Source organism: Pleomorphomonas carboxyditropha, assembly GCF_002770725.1.
Taxonomy (GTDB): Bacteria; Pseudomonadota; Alphaproteobacteria; order Rhizobiales; family Pleomorphomonadaceae; genus Pleomorphomonas; species Pleomorphomonas carboxyditropha.
In genome coordinates this window covers 649619-670591 of the sequence record NZ_NQVN01000001.1, presented here as the reverse complement: position 1 = coordinate 670591, position 20973 = coordinate 649619, and the positions used below count along the sequence as shown (strand labels likewise).

Genomic DNA, 20973 nt, shown 5'->3' with positions numbered 1-20973 from the left:
GGCTCGAGGCCAGTGGGGAGGTCAGTTGGTGGACGCCGTCCGCAGGCGCGGGCCGGTGTTCGTATCGACGACTTCCGGCTTCGAGGCGTCGACGATGCCATCCCAGCCGCCGCCCAGCGCCTTGTTGAGCGTGATGTAGTTGTCGGCGATGGCGACCGTGCTGGTGAGCAGCGAATCCTCGGCCGAATAGAGCGACCGCTCGGCGTCGAGCACGTCGAGGAAGCTCGACGAGCCCGATTCGTAGAGCGAGCGCGCCAGCTCCGCCGCCCGGCGGTAGGACTGGGCGGAAGCGGCGAGCTTGGTGTTCTTCACCCGCTCCTGTCGATAGGCGACGATGGCGTTCTCGACATCTTCCAGCGCCCCCAGCACCGCCGCCTTGTAGGCGACGAAATACTGGTCGCGCGACGCCTCGGCCACCTCCTGCGCGGCGGCCAGCTCACCGCCGTTGAAGATCGGCACCGACAGCGACGGCCCGAAGCTCCAGGAGATGGACGACGATTTGCCGAGATCGCCCACCTTGCTGGCGGTGGTGTCCAGCGCGCCGCTCAGGCTGACGGACGGATAGCGGTTGGCGGCGGCGACGCCGATCTTGGCCGTCGCCTGCGCATATTGGCGCTCGGCCTCGCGCACGTCCGGCCGGTTGACCAGGAGATCGGCCGGCAGGCCGGTCGGCACCGGCTTGCGCGGCCGCGGGATCGGCCCGCGCTTGTTGAGGCGGGCGTCGAGCTCGGCCGGCGCCCGGCCGGTCAGCACCGCCAGGCGATGCACCGCCTCGGCATAGGCCGTCGTGAGGTCGGGCAGGTTGGCCTCGGTGCTCGCGGCTTGTCCTTCCGCGTTGGAAACGTCGACCGCCGACGCCGAGCCGGCCTCGAATTTCTTGCGAGTCAGCTCCGCCGTCTCGCGCTGCGAGGTGGCCGTCTGCCGGGCCAGCGCCATGCGCGCCTGATAGCCGCGCGCCGCCACGTAGTTGGAGGCGACGTCGCCGACCAGCGTCAGCAGCGTCGCCCTGAGCTCCTCGTCGGCCGCCTGGGTGGCGTAGCGCGCCGCCTCGGCCGAACGGGCGTTGCCGCCGAACAGGTCGAGCTCCCACGAGGCGTCGAAGCCGCCCTTGAACTGGTTGCCGACCTCGCCCTGCGACTTCTGCCGGCTGGCCGACGACGAGCCGTCCACCGACGGCAGCAGCGAGGCGCGCGTCTGCCGCTCGCTGGCGCGCGCCTCGCGCACCGCGGCCTTGGCGCTGGCGACGTCGAGATTGCCGGCGACGGCTTCCTCGACCAGCGCGTTGAGCTCCTGGTCGCCGAGCCGCTCCCACCAGCGCGCGAGCTCGGCCGGACGCACCGGCGTCTCGGCGCCTGACGAACTCCAGCTCGCCGGCAGCGCAAGGCGCGGCACCAAGTAGTCGGGACCGACGGCGCAACCCGACAGAAGCAGGCCGAGAAGCGGGATAAAAATCCCGGCAGCGCGGCGGAGGGAGGTGGAACTGTTGACCATCGTATCCGCGCGCAAAGCCATCACTGCCCGGTTATCCCTTTTGAAACTGCTCGGATTTGGACCGCTTCGGCATCGATCGGCAAGTCAAAAGAGGTCGAAAAGTGTAACCGCCGCCGACAACCAACCGGATTGTTGATGACGATCGTTTCCAGAAACAGTCAGAAACATATATCAACAAGCTGTCGGGAAAACCACGACGGTTGACGCCGCCCCGACCGCCGTCCAGTCCTTGGCGACATGCCGCCGGACGCGCGAGAGTTTGCCCGATGCCCGCCCTTCCCTCAAGCCTTTCCACGCAACGCCTCGACCTGCGCCGCTATGCGGCGGCGGATGCCGCCTGGTATGCGGCGATGGCCTTGCGCAACCGGGCGCATCTCGCCCGCTTCGAGAGCGGCAACGCGGCGATGAGCATTGCCAGCGAAGCCGACGCGCGCGCCGCCATCCGGACCTTCGGCGAGATGGCGGACGCCGGCAAGGCGGCGTTCCTCGGCGCCTTCCGCCGGCAGGACGGGGCCTTCGTCGGGCAGGTCTACGTCGGCGTCGGCCATCCCGACCTGCCCGGCTACCTCGTCGGTTATTTCTGCGACGAGGCGCATCTGAGGCAGGGCTACACCGTCGAGGCGGCGGCGGCCGTGGTCGCCGCGCTGTTCGCCGACTGCAATGCCCGGCGCGTCGGCCTGTGGTGCGACGACACCAACCTCGCCAGCCAGCGCATCGCCGGGCGGCTCGGCATGCGCCGGGAAGGTCACCTGCGCGCCGACAAGCGCCATGCCGACGGCACGATCACCGGCTCTCTCTGCTACGGCCTCCTGCGCGAGGAGTTCCTGGCTGAGGAGACACTGGTTGCGGTTCAGGCGGGCCGGCCGACCGCCGGCACGAAGTCGGAAAGATCCTCGCGCTCGAAATAGACCGTGCGCCCTTCCTCGGCCGACTTGTAGAGCGCCATCAGCATCTCGATCACTGCCACGCCGTCGGCGAACGTCTCGTCCGGCGCCTGCCCCTTGCGGAAGCGCTCGACCATGTGGCGGTTCTCGTCGGTGTAGCCATAGACGCCGGCCTCGTCTTCGAGCACCGGCATCAGGCCCTGCTCGGCATTCTGCTTTTCGACGAGGTCCTCGCCCTCGCTGCCGCTGACCCGGCGCGACATGAACACCTTGAGGCCGGTGTTGAGCGAGGAGAACTCCAGCGCGTATTCCGGTCCCAAGAGTTCGAGCTGGATGCGCAGTCCGGCGCCGACATAGGCCCAGGAGGTGGTGGCCTCGATGACCACCTCCTGCCCGAGATCGTCCTCGAGCGTGATCATGCCGCGCGCGAAATCCTCGCTGGCCCGCCGGCTGTAGTCGACCGTCGGCCCCATGCGCGCCTTGAGCTCGGCGGCATAGTTCGGCCGCGTCCACTTCAAATTGGCCACGGCGCCGGTGGCCGACTTCAGCTTCAGCGACGAGCGCGGCGCATCGGGGTGCGTCAGCAGGAAGCGCGCCACCTCGACGGAGTGGCACATCATGTCGAGCAGCACGCCGCCGCCCTGCTGGTCGCCCTTCCAGAACCAGGGCTCGTGCGGACCGGCGTGTTCCTCGGCGGCGCGGGCGAGATAGGGGCGGCCGGCCGCCGGCACCGCCCGGCGCCAGATGATGTCCTTGCCGCGGATGACCGCCGTCGAGAACACCTGGTTCTCCAGATAGCCGTGGATGAGCCCGGCCTCCTCGACGAGCCGCAGCATCTCGCGCGCCTCGCCGAGCGTGCGGGCGAGCGGCTTCTCGCAGGCGACGGCATAGATGGCCGAGCGGCCGGCCTTCCTGAGATCGTGCAGCGTCCGCATCACGTCGAGGCGGGTGTAGTTGGGCGACAGCACCCAGATGGCGTCGACGTCCGGCGCCGTCAGCAGCGCCTCCAGCGTCGGATGGGCGGTGCAGGTGCCTAGGTCGAGATCGCGCACGGCATCGGCGAAAGCCCGGCGCTTGCCTTCGGTCGGCGAATAGACGCCGGTCACCTCGACGTTGCGGACGCCGACGAGCGACTTCAGGTGGAAATGGGCGATGAAGCCGCTGCCCACGAAGCCGATGCGAAGGGTCCGGCGCGGAAAATCGGTCGTCATGTCTGGTCCTCCCAGGTCTGTTATCGTTGTCCGGCGGCCACCCGGCCGTCCGGCTTGGCGGGCGCGGTCGACGAGCGAACCACCAGTTCAGTCGGCATGACGAGCGTGGCGTCGGGCGCCAGACGGCCTGCCAGCCGCTCGATCATCAGCCGCATCACCTCGACGCCGATCTCGCGCTGCGGCTGGCGGACGGTGGTCAGCGGCGGATTGCAGGCGACGGCGAAGATGGTGTCGTCGAAGCCGACGATCGAAACGTCGTCCGGCACCTTCGCGCCGCGCGCCCTGAGGCGATTGATGGCGCCGACCGCCATCTCGTCGTTGGACGCGAAGATGGCCGTAAAGGGAACGCCCCGCGCATGGAGCTCATCGACCGCCGCCTCGCCCGAGGCGAGGCTGTAGTCGCCGCGCACCTCGAGCCGCTCGTCGGGCGGCGCGCCGGCCTCGGTGAGCGCCCGGCGCCAGCCGGCGACGCGGGCGACGCTCATCACTTCCGGCACCGGACCGCTGAGGTGGGCGATCGCCGTGTGGCCGAGGCCGAGAAGGTGGCGCGTCGCCATGGCGGCGGCGCCCTCGTTGTCGATCAATACGGTCGGCAGCTTGCGGGTCGGCAGATATTCGAGCGCCACCACCATCGGCGGCAGGCCGGCATCCTCGAGCTCCACCGGCATCGATCCGGTCATCAGGATCAGGCCGTCGGCATGCCGCTCGCGCACCATGTCGATATAATGGTGGACGCGGGCCGGATCGGAACGGGCGTCGCCCATCAGCACCTTGTAGCCGGCCGACGAGGCCACGTCCTCGACGCCCTTGAACACGTCGAGATAGAAGGGATTGGAGATGTCGCGCACCAGGAGGATCACCGTGTCGGTGGCCTGCCGCCGGAAGTGGCGCGCCTGGGCGTTCGGCACGAAGCCGAGCGCGGCGACGCAGCGCAGCACCGCCTCGCGCGTCTCCGGCCGCACCAGATCGGGGTTCTTGAGGGTGCGCGACACGGTGGCGACCGACACGCCGGCCATGGCGGCGACGTCGCGGATGTTGACGGAGCCGGCCATGGCGATCACACCCTCAGCCGCGCCTGCCGGCCGTAGAGCAGCATCAGCAGCAGCAGCGTCACGCCGAAGATCACCTGCCGTCCCCAGAACTCCAGGTTGAGCGTGGTCAGCACGCTCTGCAGCAGGATCAGGGCGATGGCGCCGAGCGCCGTGCCGGTGTAGGAGCCGGCGCCGCCCGACAGCGACGTGCCGCCGATCACCACGGCGATCACCGACGGCAGCACATACTGGTCGCCGACGCTGATGAACGAGTTGCCGGTGTAGCCGATGACGCAGACGCCGGTGAAGCCGCCGAACAGGCCGGCGAGGCCGTAGAGCAGCACGCGGATGCGGCGGGCCGGCAGGCCGGTCAGCACGGCGGCGTTCTCGTTGGAGCCGATGGCGTAGATCGACCAGCCGAAGCGCGTCCGCTTCAGCATCAGCGCCATCAGCACGACGATGGCCGCCCAGACGAACAGGATGCCGGGAATGCCGAGAAAGGCCGAGCGGTTGACGAAGGCCATCAGCGCCGGCGCCGCGTTGCCCGACGGCACGCCGCGCGACAGCACCACGAGGCCGCCCTGGATCACCCCCATCATGCCGAGCGTCATGACCAGCGGCGGAATGCGCAGGTAGGTGACGCCGAGGCCGTTGACGAGGCCGATCAGGAAGCCGGCGCAGCAGGCGGCGGCGAAGGCCAGGGGTATCGCCGCGTCGGAGCCGTTCATCACGTTGCCGGCGATGACGGCGCCGAGCGAGATGACGGCGCCGATCGAGAGGTCGATGCCCTCGCGGCCGCCGAGGATGACGAGGTTCTGCCCGGCGGCGGCGATGCCGAGGATGGCCGACACCGTCAAAAGGCGGACGATCTGGTCGCCGCGGGCAAAGCCCGGCGACACCAGTTCGCCGATGACGAGCAGCGCCAGGATGGCGACGGAGGAGATCAGGAGCGGGTTCTTCGCAAGATCCACGAAGCGGTTCATGGCGTTCTCCTCCTCAGCGCCGCGTGACGAGGACGCCGCCGGCCAGCGCGGCGAGAATGATCAGGCCCTGCACCAGCGTCTGGTACTCGAACGGCAGGCCGGCGAAGAAGATGACCGAGCCGATCATGCCGACCACCAGGGCGCCCAGCACCGAGCCGAGCGTGCCGCCGACGCCGCCGGCCAGCGCCGTGCCGCCGAGCACCACCGCCGAGATGGCCGACATGGCGAGGCTCTGGCCCATCAGCGGATCGCCGCTCGCCGTCTCGCCGGTGAGGCAGAGGCTGGCGAAGGCGCCGTAGAGGCCGGACAGCACGAAGGCGGAGACACGCAGCCTGCCGAGGTCGAGGCCGGTCTGGAAGGCGGCGGCCCTGAGGCCGCCGACCGCCTTGAGGCGCGTCATGAACGGCCGGGCGGCGAGGAAGGCGGCGAGCAGGAAGGCGAGGAGATAGATGACGTAGACGGTGGGCACGCCGAGGATCGTGCCGGCGTAGGTGCGCCAGTAGGGCTCCGGCACCGGCAGGCCGGCCTGCGGCAGCACCCAGAGGGCGAGGCCGGAGAAGACGATCGAGGTGGCGAAGGTGGTGACGATCGGCTGGAAGCGCAGGCCGGCGATGATCAGGCCGTTGAGCAACCCGCAGCCGGCGCCGACGCCCATGCCGATCATGAGGCCGAGCACCACCGCCGTGCCGTCGCCGCCGAAGGCGGCGATCACCGTCACGGTGACGACGTTGACCAGCGCCACGATGGCGCCGACCGACAGGTCGATGTCGCCGCCCAGGATGACGTAGGTCTGGCCGATCGCCACCAATACCAGCGGCAGGAAGGTGGTGAGGTTGGACTGGACGACCGACGGCTCCAGGAAATTGTGCTGGAGCACGGCATTGACGACGATCAGGACGATCAGCGCCGCCGCCGTCACGACCCAGGTGCGGCCGCCGAGTTTGCCGAGCCCGGTCATGCCGCGTCTCCGTAGGAAGCGCGCGTCAGTTCGAAGGGCGTCAGCCGGTCGCCGGTGAGGTCGGCGGTGATGGCGCCGCCGTTCAGCACCAGCACGCGGTCGCAGAGCGACAGGAGTTCGCTGTCCTCGGAGGAATAGATGATCACGGTCGCCCCTTCGTCGGCGAGCTTGCGCGCCAGGAGATAGAAGTCACCCTTGGCGCCGAGGTCGATGCCCTTGGTCGGGTCGTCGAGCAGCAAAAGGCCCGGCGCCGGCGACAGCCAACGCGAGATGAACACCTTCTGCTGGTTGCCGCCGCTGAGCGAGCCGATCGGCGCGTCGAGGCCGGCGTAGCGAGTGTTGAGGCCGGCCAGCACGTCGGCGAAGCGCTCGCGGAACAGCGCGCCGGGAATGACGTGCCGCCGCTCGCGCACCAGGCTGGCGATGGCGGTGTTCTCGAAGATCGAGCGGCCGGGCAGCGCGCTGTCGCGGCCGCGATCGCCCGAGACGTAGGCGATGCGGTGGGCCATGGCGTCGGCCGGCCGGCCGGCGGTGACGTCGACGCCGTCGAGGCTCACGTGCCCGGACTGGAACGGCTCGGCACCGAACAGGCCGGCCAGCAGGGCCTTCTGCCCCTGCCCCTGCAGGCCGCCGAGGCCGAGGATCTCGCCGCACCGCGCCGTGAACGACACCGGCCCGAGGCGGGCCGCCCGAGCGCCCTCGACCACCAGGCGGGCGTCGCCCTCGAGCGGCCGGTGGTCGCGCACCGAGGCGGCGATGGCGCCCGTCTCGCCGACCATGGCATAGACGACGGCGTAGCGGTCGGTCTCGGTGGCGGCGAACTCGGCCACCGTCTGGCCGTTGCGCATCACGGTGATGCGGTCGGCGATGGCGAACACCTCGTCCATGCGGTGCGAGATGAAGATAGACGAGACGCCTTCGGCCTTGAGCTCGCGCAGGATGTCGAAGAACACCTCCACCTGCCGGCGGTCGAGCGTCGCCGTCGCCTCGTCGAAGATGATGATCTTCGGCTGGCGGGCCAGCACCTTGAGGATTTCGGCGAGCTGGCGCTGGTCGGGCGTGAGGTCGGCGACCCGGGCATCCGGCGTGAAGCCCTTGCCGGCCACCGCGGCGACGCGGGCGATCAGCGCCTCGGTCTCGCGGGCGATGGCGGCGCGGTCGGTGAAGCCGAGGCGCTCACGCGGCTCGCGACCGAGAAAGATGTTTTCGCCGACCGAAAGCTGCGGCACCAGCGACAGCTCCTGGTAGAACAGCGCCACGCCCTCAGCCTCGGCGAGACGCGGCGAGCCGAGCGCCGCCGCCTTGCCGTCGATCAGCACTTCGCCCGTATCGCGGCCGACGGTGCCGGCGATGATCTTGCACAGCGTCGACTTGCCGCAGCCATTGGCGCCGAGCAGCGCGTGGATCTCGCCGCGCTCCACCGTCAGGCGGGCCTTGTCGAGCGCACGCACGGCGCCGAAGCTCTTGGATATGTCGCTGGCGCGAAGGACTGGCTGCATCGGGCGTATCCGGGTTCGGATCGGCAACGCGCATCCGTCGCACACGTGAACCGCGCGCGCCGGATAGCGGCAAAGGGATGGGCCGGTCCCGGCAGAACCGCAGTCCGGCCCGTTCGGGAGCTTACTTGAAGAACTTGGCCGCGTCGTCGATCGACACGACGTCGGTCACCGACCAGTAGCCCGGCTTGCCTTCGGCTTCCTTCAGCTTCTCGTCGAGGTTGTCGTTGGAGACGAACGGGATCGGGATGTAGATGGCGTTGCCGTAGACGCCGCCGAACACGTCGTCCTTGAACTCCTTGCCCTGCAGCTTCAGCACCGCGACGTTGAGCGCGGAGGCCATCACGCCCGGCGGATTGACGGAAGCGCCCGACGTCAGGCCTTCCTTCTTCCACAGGTCCATGAAGTCCTTGCGGATCTCGCCGGTGGCGACGATCGACGACTGCTTGCCGGCGGCCATGATGGCGCGCCACGTGCCGGCGGCCATGCCGTCCTGCACCCAGATGCCGTTGATGTCGGGATAGGTGGCGAGCAGCGTCTGCGCCGTCTGCTGGCCCTGCGCCTGGTCCCAGTTGGCGTTGGCCTCGTTGAGAACCTTGATGTCCGGGAACTTCTTGAACACCTCGGTGTAGCCTTCGACGCGCATCTGGTTGGCCGGATGGCCGGCGACGCCGTTGATGGTGACGACATTGCCCTTGCCGCCCAGCGTGTTGGCCAGCCACTCGGCCGACTTCACCGCCCAGTCCTTCTGGTCGATGCCGACGTAGATGGCGTCCTTGGACGACACCTCGGCATCGGTGCTGATCACCAGGATGCCCTTGGCCTTGGCCTGCGCGAAGATCGGATCGAAGGCCGTCGGGCTGTTCGGATCGATGATGATGGCGTTGACGCCCTGGTTGATGAAGTTGCGGACGTTGCCGATCTGGCCCTGCACGTCGACGTTGGACGACTGCACCACGACATTGACCGTGACGCCCTTGTCGGCCCACGCCTTGGCGGCCGCCTGCGCCTCCTCGATCATCTGGGTGCGCCACTCGCTGCCGACCCAGCCGTTCGACAGGCCGATGGTGAAGGTGTCGGCCGCCGATGCCGCGCTGACCGCGGCCACGGCGATGCCGGCCGCCAACAGAACTGATTTCATTGTCGCCTCCCTGACGCGCCGCGAACCGGTCCTCCGGCCCGCCGGCCTGTCGCTTGGTGTCGTTTCCTCGGGGGATCCCCACGCCGCGGCACCAGCCCTCGGGCGGAACGATCCCATGGGCCAAGAACGCCCGAAACGCATGATGTAACCGGTTACATTACCCGTCAATAAGCCCTTTCGCCTATAGCCGGCCCATGAATCGGCAACCCCAGGAGGTATCCTCTCGGCCGGCGCCGCTCAGCCGAGCGCCGCGTCGAGGTCGGCAATGATGTCGTCGGCGTTCTCGAGGCCGACCGACAGGCGGAAAGTGCCCTCGCCCGTCCAGTCGCGATAGGCGGCCGCATCCTCGCCTTCGAGGCGGAAGGACGAGGCGATCAAGTCGTCGGCCGGGATGTAGAACAGCAGGCTGCGGGTCTTGCCGAGCGACACGGCATAGGCGACCGTCCTGAGCCGGTCGGCGAACTGCCGGGCCAGCGCCGGGCCGTCGTCCGCCACGAAGGACACCATGCCCGAGAAGTTGCGCATCTGGCGCACGGCGAGATCGTGCTGCGGATGGCTGGCCAAGCCGGGCCAGTAGACGCGCTTGACGCGTCGATGGTTTTCGAGGAACGCCGAGACGGCGCGGGCGTTCTCCTCATGCGCCTTCATGCGGATCGGCAGCGTCTCGAGGCCGCGCAAAATCAGCCAGGCCGCGAAGGGATTGAGCGCCGCGCCGAGGTGGATCAGCGACGTTTTCCGGAGATCGGCGATGGCCGCCGCCGCGCCGATCACCGCCCCGCCCAGCGCATCGCCATGGCCGCAGGCGTATTTGGTCAGCGAATGGACGACGAAATCGGCGCCGAGTTGCAAGGGCTTGGTCGCCACCGGCGTCGCCATGGTCGAATCGACGGACAGCTCGGCACCGGCCGCGTGGACGACGCCGGCGATGGCCGAAATGTCGGCGAGGCGCAGAATCGGGTTGGCCGGCGTCTCGATGTGGACGAGCTTGGTTTCCGGCCGGATCGCCGCCGCCACCTTCGCGACGTCGGACGTGTCGACCGCCGTCACGCCGATGCCGAGCCCCGGCAGGCTGTCGTGGGCGAACTCGGCGACGCCGGCATAGCAGACGTTGGAAACGACGAGATGGTCGCCCGCCTTCAGCCGGTTGAGAAACAGGCCGGTCACCGCCGACATGCCGCTGGCGAAGGTCAGCGCCGCCTCGCCGCCGTCGAGCGCCGCTAGCCGCGCTTCCAGCGCCGCCGCCGTCGGGTTGCTCCAGCGCGTGTAGAAATGCGGCGCCTTGTCGTCGAGGTCGTTGGCGGAAAAGCCGATATCGTCGGGATGGGCGTAGAAGCTCGAGGCCGGCACCAGCGGGCTCAGGACGGGTTCGCCCGAACGGGCGGCCGGCAGGCCGGCGTGGATGGACTGGGTCTCGATCTTCATGATGGCTTTCTCTCGGATAATGGCGCGGCAAGACGCCCCGTCCGCACACTAGCCCCGCCAACGCGCCATTCTAAGGAATTGGATTTCCGCAGAATGCCATCCGGTGCATTTTCATTCCATCTTGTCATTGCCGGCGCCCGGCCTCGTCAAGAGACCTTGTCGGCGAGAGAATAGGGGTATATACCCGCGTCATGGACTCACCTTGCTATTGCGATCTCCTGAGAACGGCGGCGCGCAAGACCACCGCCATTTACGACCGCCATCTCGCCGAGGTCGGGCTGACGCTCGCCCAATATAAATTGCTGAAGAAGATCGAGCGGGCCGGAAAACTGTCGATCTCCGAGCTCGCCGCGATCTGCGATCTCGACCGGTCAACGGTCGGCCGCAACGTGCAGGTGCTTGAACGCTACGATCTCGTCGAGGAGACCGGTTGCGGTGACGGGCGGCGCTGCATGCTGCGGCTGACCGAAACGGGGCGGCAGCGGTTCGCCGCCGCCGTGCCGCTCTGGCAGGCCGCGCAGACCGAGATCGAGGCGACGCTCGGTCCGGACAAGATCACGGCGATCACCGACCTCTCCGGCGCCCTCTAGATTTTTTCCTTTCTTTCCTCCGTTCAGCGAAAGCCAGCCGATGACGACTTCCGGCCTGCCGGCCTTCTTTGCCCGCCGCGATATCCACTACGGTTGGGTGGTAACCGCCGTCACCTTCCTCACCATGCTGGCGACGGCCGGCGCGCTCGGGGCGCCCGGCGTCATGCTGCGGCCGCTCGAAGTCGAGTTCGGCTGGAAGAATTCCGACATCTCGACGGCTTTTGCCGTCCGCCTGGTGCTGTTCGGCCTGATGGGACCGTTTTCGGCGGCGCTGATGAACCGCTTCGGCGTCCGCCGGGTCGTCGTCACCGCCCTCCTCTTGATCATTGCCGGCTTCGGCTTTTCCGTCACCATGACCGAGCTCTGGCAATTGATGCTGTTCTGGGGGCTCGTCATCGGCTTCGGCACCGGCATGACGGCAACGGTGCTCGCCGCCACGGTGGCGACCCGCTGGTTCGTCAGCCGGCGGGGCGTCGTCGTCGGCCTGCTCACCGCCTCCAATGCCACCGGACAGCTCATTTTCCTGCCGGTGATCGCCGCCGCCACCGAGGCATGGGGCTGGCGCGCCGCCCTCGGCCTCGTGGTCGCCCTGCTGGCCGTCGCGCTGCTCGGCGTGCTGTTCCTGATGCGCGACCGGCCGGCCGACATCGGTCTCGCGCCGTTCGGCGGCACATACCAGCCGGCGCCGGCCCATACGGCCGGCCTGCTGACGCTGGTGTCGGCGCCCATCATGGGCCTGCGCGACGCCGCCCGCTCCTATGTCTTCTGGGTATTGGCCGCCACCTTCTTCGTCTGCGGCCTCTCCACCAATGGCCTCATCCAGACGCACTGGGTGACGATCTGCGGCGACTACGGCGTGGCGCCGGTCAGCGCCGCCGGCCTGCTGGCCTTCATCGGCGTGTTCGACTTCTTCGGCACGCTGCTGTCCGGCTGGCTTTCCGACCGCTACGACAATCGCTGGCTGCTGTTCTGGTACTACGGCCTGCGCGGCCTCTCCCTGCTCTATCTGCCGCTCACCGGCTTCGACCCGCTGCTGCTCGCCGGCTTCGCCGTCTTCTACGGCCTCGACTGGATCGCCACCGTGCCGCCCACCGTCAAGCTCGCCGCCGAGCGCTTCGGCGCCGAGAAGGCCGGTCTCGTCTTCGGCTGGGTGTTCGCCGCCCACCAGCTCGGCGCCGCAACCGCCGCCTATGGCGCCGGCTGGAGCCGCACCGACCTCGAAAGCTACGTGCCGGCGCTGATGGTGGCCGGCGGCTTCTGCCTGGCGGCGGCGGCGCTCTGCCTCACCATTGAGCGCAAGCGCGAGCCGGCCGCCCCTTTGCCGCAGGCCGCCTGAACAGGATCAAAGAAAGAAAGTCACCCCGATCATCAGGACGAGGATCAGCCCGCCGGCGATGGCGGCGACCGTTCGGCCGGCCGACACCCGGTTGCCGGCCGCGTCGCTCGCCGCCCGGGCGGCCTGCGCCTTCCGTCGCGCCTCGCGCGCCTTCTTGTCGAGCTTGACGACCTCACCCATGCTGCGCCTCCGTCCTGCCTTGATGCCGCCGCTCAGCCGGTGACGCCGTCGAGCGCTTCGGTGACGCGGATCTCGCCGACCCTTTCGCCCGCCCAGCTTTTCACCTGGGGATTGGCGAGGTCCCGCATCTCGGCATAACCCGGATCGTCGGGGGTGAGTTTCATGAGATCGATCAGAATTCGAGCCATCGCCGCCTCGGAGGCCCGTCCGGCGCCGTCGTCGATCTTGAGGGCGATGCCGAGGCCGAGCTCCTTGATCGCCCCGATGAACACCCCCTCGGCGCCGGTCTTGACCAGCACGCGGTCGCCGAGCGCCGTCATCACCCGCGTGCAGAAGCGCCCCGTACCGGCGACCATGAACGGCTCGGCGGCGGCGGCAAGCCGCAGCCGCTCGGCGGCGCGGGCGCGGGTGGCGGTGAGGCCGACGCCGGTCACGAAGCGGGCAAAGCCATGGGCGAGCGCCCGCGGCGCCACGGCGAAGGTCGGGATCGAGCAACCGTCGGTGCCGCAGATGTCGGTGGCGTGCGGCGTGCCGGTCATCGAGGCGCCGGCGGCGATCACTTCGCGCATCACCGGATGCTCCGCCGTCTCGTAGCCGCGCGGGTCGGCGCCGGTGACGACGCAGGTGCACAGGAAGCCGGTATGCTTGCCCGAACAGTTGTTGTGGATGCGGCCGGGCTTTTCGCCCCGCCGGTGCAACTCGCCCTGATCGGCGTGCCGGCCCGGCCAGTGGGGGCCGCAGGCCAGGCAGCTTTCGTCGAGGCCGGCGGCGGCGAGCATCGCCCGGACCGTCTCGACATGCCGGGGCTCGGCATTGTGCGAGGCCATGGCGAGCGCCAGCTCGGCGTCGCCGAAGCCGAAGCGGTCGGCGGCGCCGCTCTCGACGAAGGGCAAGGCCTGGAACGGCTTCACCGCCGAGCGCGGGAAGCTCGGCCGTTCGATGTCGCCGACACCGAACACCAGGCGGCCGTCGCCGTCGACGATCGCCACCGACCCCCGGTGGAAGCTTTCGACGATCGGGCCGCGCGTCACCTCGACCAGAACCGGATTTTCCATCGCCATCATCGTCCCTGTTTGTCGATCCAGGCGGCGAGACGGGCGACGGCCTCGTCGAGCACCTCGTCACGCTTGGAAAAGCAGAATCGGATGAAGCGCTTCGGCGGATCGGAAACATAGAAGGCCGACACCGGCACCGCCGCGACGCCGGCCTCGCGCGTCATCCTGAGGCAGGCCTCGGCGTCGTCGTCGATTCGGACCGGCCCGGTATCGGTCACGATGAAATAGGTGCCGGCCGACGGCAGCACCGAAAAGCCGAGCGCCGAAAGCCCATTCGACAGGCGGTCCCGCTTGGCCTGCAGGCCGGCGACGAAGCCGTCGAAATAGTCGTCGTCGAAGCAAAGGCCGTGCGCCACCGCCGTCTGCAAGGCCGGCGGCGTGGTGAAGGTGACGAACTGGTGCGCCTTGGCGATCGGCTCCATCAGCGCCGGCGCCGCCGTGACGTAGCCCACCTTCCAGCCGGTCAGCGAGAAGGTCTTGCCGGCCGATCCGATGCGGACGACGCGATCGCGCATGCCCGGCAGTTGCATCGGCGAGACGTGCCGCCGGCCGTCGAACACCAGATGCTCGTAGACCTCGTCGGCGATCACCACCGCGTCGTGCTTCCGGCAGAGCTCGGCGATCAGTTCCAGCTCTGCCCGCGAGAACACCTTGCCGGCCGGGTTCATCGGCGTGTTGATCAGGATCGCCTTGGTGCGGTCGGAGAAGGCGGCAGCCAGCGCGTCGGGGTCGAGCTCCCAGTTGGGCGGCGCGATGCGCACCGGCTTGGCGATGCCGCCGGCCTGCCGGACGATCGGCAGGTAGCTGTCGTAGAGCGGCTCGATCAGCACCACCTCGTCGCCGGGGCGGACGAGACCGAGAATGGCGTCGCCGAGCGCCTCGGTGGCGCCGGACGTCACCATCACCTCGGTTTGCCAGTCGACCTCGAGGCCGTAGAAGCGCTTGTTGATCGCCGCGACCGCCTGCCGCAAGGCCGGCAGGCCCATCATCGGCGGATACTGGTTGGGACCGGCGAGCAAGGCTTCGGCGGCGGCGCGGCGCACCTCCTCCGGACCGTCGACGTCGGGGAAGCCCTGGCCGAGGTTGATGGCGCCGGTCTCGCGGGCAAGGCCCGACATCACCTCGAAGATGGTGGTGGGAAGGCCGGTGAAGATGGGATTGGTGGGTTTCATCTCGATATCGATCGCTGAAAAACGCGCCGACCCTAGTGGACCATTGTCGCCCCCACAAGGGATTTGCCGTTGCGGCATCCCCGTTCGGCGCATGGCTCGCCATCGCGGATCGAGGACTTTGACTCTGGCGCGGCCGAACTCATCCGGCTAAGCTCGGCTCATCTCACGGGGTGCCCCATCCGGGGCTGAGAGGAGCTTCTCCAACCCGACGAACCTGATCCGGGTCATGCCGGCGGAGGGATAGAGCCATGCAGACATCCGCCTGACGCGTTCCGCCGCCCGCAACCCCAACGACGGCCGAACGACCATGATTCTCGACGAACGCACCTATTCCATCGAGCCGGCGCATGTCGGCACCTATCTCGATCTCTATGTCGACGAGGGCATGGCGATCCAGGTGGGCCATCTCGGCACATTGGTCGGCTGGTTCACCCAGGACATCGGCGCCGTCAACGACGTCGTCCACATCTGGCAGTATGACGACCTCGCCGACCGCCAGCGCCGCCGCGCCGCCATGGAGGCCGACCCCGCCTGGCAGGCGTTCCGCGCCAAGGCGGCACCGCTGGTGCAGGCGATGCGCAGCCGCATCCTGAAGCCGACCTGGTTCTCGCCTCTGGGCGGCACGGGACTGCGTCCATGACCCGGATGGCCGCGCGGCTGACCATCGCGATCGACCGCCTGCTCGCCGGCCTGCTGGCGGCCATCCTCGCCGTGCTGCTCGTCCTGGTGTTCGGCGCCACGCTGGCGCGCTACGTCTTCTCGACCGGCTTCGTCGCCACCGAGGACCTCGGCATCCTCCTGCATACCGCGCTGGTCTTCCTCGGGTTGCCGCTCTGCGCCGGCGGACCGCTCGCCATGCGCATCGACGTGGCGACCCGCCGCCTCGGCCCGAAGGGACGCGCCGTTGCCGACATCATATCCGACGCCGTCACACTCGCCGCCGCACTCGTGCTGACGGTCGGCGCCGGCAAGGTCGCTACGCTGATCGGTGGCACCTCCCCGACGCTCGGCATTCCCGAAAGCTGGCGCTTCTGGCCGGTGGTGATCGGCGGCGCGCTGGCAGCCGTGCACCTGGTCCTCGGCTCCCTCTCCGGCGGCCGGTCCCGGCTCTCCACGCTCGCCGTCCTCCTGGGCGGCGTCGCCCTCGCCGTCCTGCCGCATTTGCCGGTGTGGCTGCCGGTCGACCTGCCGAGCCTGGTCGCCTGCGCCGCCGCCTGCCTTGCGCTTGCCGCCGGGGCGCCCTTCGTCCATTCGCTGATCGTCGGGCTCGCCGTCGCGGTGCCGTTCGGCGCCCGCCTGCCGGAAGCGGCCATCGTGCAGCAGACGGTATCGGGCATGGGCAAGTTCCTGCTGCTCGCCATCCCATTCTTCCTTTTGGCCGGCATACTGATGAATGCCGGCGGCCTTGCCCACCGCCTCGTCCGCCTCGCCTCGGCGCTGGTCGGCCACCGGCGCGGCGGCATGGCCCAGGCGACGCTCGTCACCAACCTGATGTTCTCCGGCGTCTCCGGCTCGTCGATCGCCGATGCAGCCTTCGGCGCCAAGGTGCTGGCGCCGGCCCTCGTCGCCGACGGCGTCAAGCCGGAAAAGGCGGCGGCGATCGTCGCCGCGACGGCGGTGCTGCCCAATATCGTCCCGCCGTCGATCGCCTTCCTGCTGCTGGCCTCGGCGACCAATCTGTCGGTCGGCGCGCTGTTCGAGGGCGGCCTCGTCGCCGGTCTCATCCTGGCGGCGGCCATGGCGGCCATGCTGCATTTTTCCGCCGGCACATCCAGCCGGCCGGCCACCGGCCGGCGCGAGCGCGTCTCCGCCTTCGTCGCGGCGGCCCCGGTGTTCGGTCTGGCGCTGGTGGTCTTCTTGGGCATCCGCCTCGGCATCGCCACGCCCACCGAGGCGGCCGCCGTCGCATCGGTCTACGCGCTCGTCGCCGCGCTGATGGCGCCCGACGGCCGCCCATCCACCCTCGCCGCCTTCCTGCAGGCGGGACGCGAGACGGCGGCGATCGGCCTCCTCGTCGCCTCGTCGGCGCCGCTGGTGTTCCTGCTGGCCATCGACGGCCTGCCGCAGGCGCTGGCCGGCTGGGTGACCGGATTCGGCGGCAATCCCCTGGCGGTGATGCTCGCCGCCAACCTGATTCTGCTCGCCGTCGGCGGCCCGCTCGACGTCGGCCCCGGCATCCTGCTGTTTGCGCCGCTCCTGCTGCCGTCGGTCGTCGCCACCGGCATCGATCCGGTGGCCTTCGGCGTCATCCTCACCGTCAACCTGATGATCGGCGGCCTGACGCCGCCGGTCGGCGTGCTGGTCTTCGTCGCCGCCGGCATCACCGGCCTGTCTGCCAGCGCCGTGTTCCGCGCCGTGCTGCCGCTCACCCTAGTCCTCATCGCCGCCACCTCGCTGATGGCGCTCGCCGCCGCCCTCTGGGCGCTTCCATGAACCCGAACTTCGGAGGAACTCCCGTGCCCGTCCTGACCCGCCGCGCCTTCGCCGCCGGCCTTTCCGCCCTCGCCCTTCCCGCCGTCATCCGGCCGGCCCGCGCCGCGCCGCGGGCGCTGACCGTCGCCTCGCTGCTCGGCGACGACAAGCCGGAGACGAAAATCTGGCTGAAGGTGCGCGACCTCGTGGAAGCAAAGCTCCCCGGCCGCTTCGATTTCCGCATCGTCGGCAACGCGGCGCTCGGCGGCGAGAAGGAGGTCGCCGAGGGCATCCGCCTCGATTCCATCCAGGCCAGCCTTTCCACCCTGTCGGCGCTGTCGGCCTGGGTGCCGGAAACGCAGTTGTTCGACCTGCCCTTCGTGTTCCGCGATCGCGACCACGTTCGCCGCGCGACGAGCGGCCCGATCGGCGACGAGTTCAAGGCGAAGCTGACCGACCAGGGCTTCGTCACCCTTGGCTTCATCAATTACGGCGCCCGCCACCTGCTCGCCAAAGAGGCGGTGACCACGCCGCAAGGCGTCGCCGGAAAGCGCATCCGCGTCATCCAGAGCCCGCTGCACGTCGAGCTCTGGAAGGCCTATGGCGCGCTGCCGACGCCCATTCCGATCACCGAGACCTACAATGCGCTGAAGACCGGCGTCGTCGACATGATGGACCTCACCAAGTCCGCCTACGCCGGCTTCCGTCTCTACGAGGTGGTGCCCTATCTCATCGAGACCGCCCATATCTGGGCGACCGGCGCCGTCTACCTGTCGGCCGGATTCTGGAACGGCCTCGACGACGAGGAGAAGACGGTGTTCGCCGCGGCGATCGCCGAGGGGGCCAATCACTTCGACGCGCTGATGCAGGCCGACGAAGCGACCTCCATGGAGGCTGCGAAGGCGGCCGGCGGCCAGACGATCGCTCCGGAAAACCGCGACGCCTGGACGAAGGGCGCCGAGGGCGTCTGGACGGCGCTGGCGCCGACGGTCGGCGGCATGGACAAGATCAGGGCTCTCACCGCGCTCTGAAACCGCATGAAAAAGCCGGCGCGCCTTGCGGCCGCCGGCTTCCCCTTTTCAAAGCAATTCCGCCTTCACACCAGCCGGCTCTGCTCCACGGCCGCCTCGATGAAGCTGGCGAACAGCGGATGCGGCTCGAACGGCCGGCTCTTCAGCTCGGGGTGATACTGGACGCCGATGAACCAGGGATGGTCGGGGATCTCCACCGTCTCCGGCAGTACGCCGTCCGGCGACATGCCGGCGAACGACAGGCCGCAGGACTCCAGCCGGTCGCGGTAGTCGATGTTCACCTCGTAGCGGTGGCGATGACGCTCGTGGATGATCTCCGAGCCGTAGATCTCGGCGATCTTCGATCCCTTGGCGAGATGCGCCTCGTAGGAGCCGAGGCGCAGCGTGCCGCCCATGTCGCCGCCGGCCCGGCGCTTCTCGAGCGCGTTGCCCTTCAGCCACTCGGTCATCAGGCCGACCACCGGTTCCTTGGTTGGGCCGAACTCCGACGACGACGCCTCGCTCACGCCGGCCAGCGTCCGCGCCGCCTCGATCACCGCCATCTGCATGCCGAAGCAGATGCCGAAATAGGGCACCTTGTGCTGGCGGGCGAAACGGGCGGCGAGGATCTTGCCTTCCGAACCGCGCTCGCCGAAGCCGCCCGGCACCAGGATGCCGTGCACGTGGTCGAGATAGGGCGTGGGGTCTTCCTTCTCGAACACCTCGCTCTCGATCCACTCGATCCTGACGCGGACGTTGTTGGCGATGCCGCCGTGCACCAGCGCCTCGATCAGCGACTTGTAGGCGTCCTTCAGCACCGTGTACTTGCCGACCACGGCGATGTTGACCTCGCCCTCGGGGTTCTTGATGCGGTTGACGATGCCCTGCCAGCGGTCGAGCTTGGGGGCCGGCGCCGCCTCGATGCCGAAGGCGGCCAGCACCTCGTCGTCGAAGCCTTCCTTGTGATAGGCGAGCGGCACCTCGTAGATGGTGCCGACGTCGAGGCCGGGAATCACCGCCGACTGGCGGACGTTGCAGAACAGCGACAGCTTCTTGCGCTCGCCCTCGGGGATCGGCCGGTCGCAGCGGACGAGCAGGATGTCCGGCTGGATGCCGATGGAGCGCAGCTCCTTCACCGAATGCTGCGTCGGCTTGGTCTTGAGTTCGCCCGCCGACGGGATATAGGGCATCAGCGTCAGGTGGATGTAGACGCAATGCCGGCGCGGCAGCTCGTTGCCGAGCTGGCGGATCGCCTCCAGGAAGGGCATCGCCTCGATGTCGCCCACCGTGCCGCCGATCTCGCACAGCACGAAGTCGTAGTCCTCGTTGCCGTCGAGAATGAAATTCTTGATCGCGTCGGTGACGTGCGGAATCACCTGCACCGTGCCGCCGAGATAGTCGCCGTGCCGTTCTCGGGCGATGATCTCCTGGTAGATGCGGCCGGTGGTGATGTTGTCCTGCTTGTTGGCCGGGCGCCCGGTGAAGCGCTCGTAGTGGCCGAGGTCGAGGTCGGTCTCCGCGCCGTCGTCGGTCACGAAGACTTCGCCATGCTGATACGGAGACATCGTCCCCGGATCGACGTTCAGATAGGGGTCGAGCTTACGGAGACGAACCTTGTAGCCGCGCGCCTGCAGGAGAGACGCCAGAGCCGCTGCCGCCAGCCCCTTGCCCAAGGACGAAACCACGCCGCCAGTAATGAAGATGTACCGCGCCATGGGCCTTCAACCTATCTTTTCGCGAACCCGTTGGGGAGTGGTCCGACTGGTTTATCCAAAACAAAACGAAAAGGCCGTTCCGGAAGGCGTTGGCCCTCCAGCCGACTCGTCGCTTCAAGCTATTGTCCTGTCTCAAGAAAACGGTCGCGGAAGCCCGCGACCGTCTGTATCCGCTTTCTGCCGGACGGGGTTCGTCCTTAGGGCGTCGGTGCCGGAGCGGCCGGTGCCGCCGGAGCCGAATCGGTCGTCGGCGTGGCGGGCGCTTCCGTTGCCGGCGCGGCCGGCGTTTCCGTGGCCGGCGCCTGAGTCGCCGGCGCCGCCGGCACTTCCACGGCGGGAGCGACCGGCGTATTGCCCGGCTGGGCCGCCGGCTTGCTCATCTGGTTGAGCTGGTCGAGGACACCGCCCTTGCCGGAGCCGATCGGCTGGTCGGCGGCGGGCGCCGTCGGCGTCGTCTGCACCCTGTCGAGGATGGAATCATGCGAGCCGGTGAGGCGCGGCAGGAGCGACAATCCGATGGAGGTGAGGAAGAACAGCGCCGCCAGGATGGCGGTGGTGCGGGTCAGCACGTTGGCGGTGCCGCGGCTGGTCATGAAGCCACCGCCGCCGCCGATACCGAGCGCGCCGCCTTCGGAACGCTGCAGAAGCACGACGCCCACCAGGGCTGCGACCACCATCAGGTGGATGACGAGAAGAACGGTTTGCATGTAACCCCAAAACTGTCAAAGGGCATCCCGGCCGGGAACGCGCCAAAGGGCACACCGACCGCCTGTGCGGTCCGAGTCCGCGGCGTTGTACACGAAGGGCGGCGGCCTTTCCACCTTTCTATGGCGTTTATTTTGGGAAGCCGACGCTCTATCACAAGCCTGTCCGCCGGAGAAAAGGA

Annotated in this window: 19 protein-coding genes and 1 riboswitch; of the genes, 6 read left to right on the top strand and 13 right to left on the bottom strand. The window is 68.8% G+C overall.

Features of this window, described 5'->3' with window-relative positions:
- Positions 1-21 precede the first annotated feature (21 nt).
- Entirely contained in the window at positions 22-1491 is a 1470-nt protein-coding gene (locus CJ014_RS03140) for an efflux transporter outer membrane subunit (RefSeq protein WP_100079334.1), read from the bottom strand.
- A 266-nt stretch (positions 1492-1757) separates the two neighbouring features.
- On the opposite strand from CJ014_RS03140, the gene CJ014_RS03135 reads away from it, so the two are divergent.
- Positions 1758-2399, top strand: coding sequence for a GNAT family N-acetyltransferase (locus tag CJ014_RS03135; RefSeq protein WP_100079034.1), 642 nt, complete (start codon positions 1758-1760; stop codon positions 2397-2399).
- Here CJ014_RS03135 and CJ014_RS03130 read toward each other — a convergent pair.
- The 7 genes from CJ014_RS03130 to CJ014_RS03100 all read right to left on the bottom strand — a co-directional run bounded on the left by CJ014_RS03130 (position 2342) and on the right by CJ014_RS03100 (position 10617).
- Positions 2342-3586 carry a Gfo/Idh/MocA family protein gene (locus CJ014_RS03130; protein ID WP_100079033.1) on the bottom strand — a complete coding sequence of 415 codons (1245 nt, stop codon included), beginning with the start codon at positions 3584-3586 and terminating at the stop codon, positions 2342-2344. The genes CJ014_RS03135 and CJ014_RS03130 overlap by 58 nt on opposite strands.
- A 20-nt stretch (positions 3587-3606) precedes the next feature.
- The gene (locus tag CJ014_RS03125; protein WP_100079333.1) at positions 3607-4638 is read right to left on the bottom strand and encodes a LacI family DNA-binding transcriptional regulator; all 1032 of its coding nucleotides are present in this window, start codon (positions 4636-4638) and stop codon (positions 3607-3609) included.
- 5 nt (positions 4639-4643) lie between these two features.
- Positions 4644-5600: an ABC transporter permease gene (locus tag CJ014_RS03120; RefSeq protein ID WP_100079032.1), complete on the bottom strand. Its 957-nt coding sequence runs from the start codon at positions 5598-5600 to the stop codon at positions 4644-4646.
- Positions 5601-5613: 13 nt separating this feature from the next.
- Positions 5614-6558, bottom strand: coding sequence for an ABC transporter permease (locus CJ014_RS03115; protein ID WP_100079031.1), 945 nt, complete (start codon positions 6556-6558; stop codon positions 5614-5616).
- Positions 6555-8057: a sugar ABC transporter ATP-binding protein gene (locus tag CJ014_RS03110; RefSeq protein WP_100079030.1), complete on the bottom strand. Its 1503-nt coding sequence runs from the start codon at positions 8055-8057 to the stop codon at positions 6555-6557. The genes CJ014_RS03115 and CJ014_RS03110 overlap by 4 nt, the downstream gene beginning before the upstream one ends.
- A gap of 121 nt (positions 8058-8178) precedes the next feature.
- Positions 8179-9195: a substrate-binding domain-containing protein gene (locus tag CJ014_RS03105; RefSeq protein WP_100079029.1), complete on the bottom strand. Its 1017-nt coding sequence runs from the start codon at positions 9193-9195 to the stop codon at positions 8179-8181.
- 237 nt (positions 9196-9432) lie between these two features.
- Positions 9433-10617, bottom strand: a complete 1185-nt coding sequence (locus CJ014_RS03100) for a trans-sulfuration enzyme family protein (RefSeq protein WP_100079028.1) — start codon at positions 10615-10617, stop codon at positions 9433-9435.
- A gap of 191 nt (positions 10618-10808) precedes the next feature.
- Here CJ014_RS03100 and CJ014_RS03095 point away from each other — a divergent pair, with 191 nt between their 5' ends.
- Entirely contained in the window at positions 10809-11207 is a 399-nt protein-coding gene (locus CJ014_RS03095; protein ID WP_100079027.1) for a MarR family winged helix-turn-helix transcriptional regulator, read from the top strand.
- 40 nt (positions 11208-11247) lie between these two features.
- On the top strand, positions 11248-12543 hold the full coding sequence (locus CJ014_RS03090; protein WP_100079026.1) for an MFS transporter: 1296 nt from the start codon (positions 11248-11250) through the stop codon (positions 12541-12543).
- Between the two features lie 6 nt (positions 12544-12549).
- Here CJ014_RS03090 and CJ014_RS27750 read toward each other — a convergent pair whose 3' ends face one another.
- Genes CJ014_RS27750 through CJ014_RS03080 form a run of 3 tightly spaced genes read right to left on the bottom strand, consistent with a single transcriptional unit; the run spans position 12550 to position 14950 of the window.
- A complete protein-coding gene (locus CJ014_RS27750) occupies positions 12550-12723 on the bottom strand; it encodes a hypothetical protein (protein WP_165790727.1) in 174 nt (57 codons plus the stop codon).
- Between the two features lie 32 nt (positions 12724-12755).
- Positions 12756-13778 carry an asparaginase gene (locus tag CJ014_RS03085; protein WP_100079332.1) on the bottom strand — a complete coding sequence of 341 codons (1023 nt, stop codon included), beginning with the start codon at positions 13776-13778 and terminating at the stop codon, positions 12756-12758.
- A gap of 5 nt (positions 13779-13783) precedes the next feature.
- On the bottom strand, positions 13784-14950 hold the full coding sequence (locus CJ014_RS03080; protein WP_100079025.1) for an aminotransferase: 1167 nt from the start codon (positions 14948-14950) through the stop codon (positions 13784-13786).
- Positions 14951-15106: 156 nt separating this feature from the next.
- Positions 15107-15209: riboswitch (TPP riboswitch) on the top strand.
- 48 nt (positions 15210-15257) lie between these two features.
- Between CJ014_RS03080 and CJ014_RS03075 the strand changes: the two genes are divergently transcribed.
- The 3 genes from CJ014_RS03075 to CJ014_RS03065 are packed head-to-tail and all read left to right on the top strand — an operon-like array spanning position 15258 to position 18393.
- Entirely contained in the window at positions 15258-15590 is a 333-nt protein-coding gene (locus tag CJ014_RS03075) for an NIPSNAP family protein (protein WP_100079331.1), read from the top strand.
- The gene (locus tag CJ014_RS03070; RefSeq protein WP_100079024.1) at positions 15587-17383 is read left to right on the top strand and encodes a TRAP transporter large permease; all 1797 of its coding nucleotides are present in this window, start codon (positions 15587-15589) and stop codon (positions 17381-17383) included. The genes CJ014_RS03075 and CJ014_RS03070 overlap by 4 nt, the downstream gene beginning before the upstream one ends.
- Before the next feature lie 23 nt (positions 17384-17406).
- Positions 17407-18393 carry a TRAP transporter substrate-binding protein gene (locus tag CJ014_RS03065; RefSeq protein WP_245427028.1) on the top strand — a complete coding sequence of 329 codons (987 nt, stop codon included), beginning with the start codon at positions 17407-17409 and terminating at the stop codon, positions 18391-18393.
- 65 nt (positions 18394-18458) lie between these two features.
- Here the strand turns inward: CJ014_RS03065 and CJ014_RS03060 are convergent, their stop codons facing one another.
- Positions 18459-20087, bottom strand: coding sequence for a CTP synthase (locus CJ014_RS03060; protein WP_100079022.1), 1629 nt, complete (start codon positions 20085-20087; stop codon positions 18459-18461).
- Positions 20088-20284: 197 nt separating this feature from the next.
- On the bottom strand, positions 20285-20794 hold the full coding sequence (gene secG / locus CJ014_RS03055; protein WP_100079021.1) for a preprotein translocase subunit SecG: 510 nt from the start codon (positions 20792-20794) through the stop codon (positions 20285-20287).
- Positions 20795-20973 lie beyond the last annotated feature (179 nt).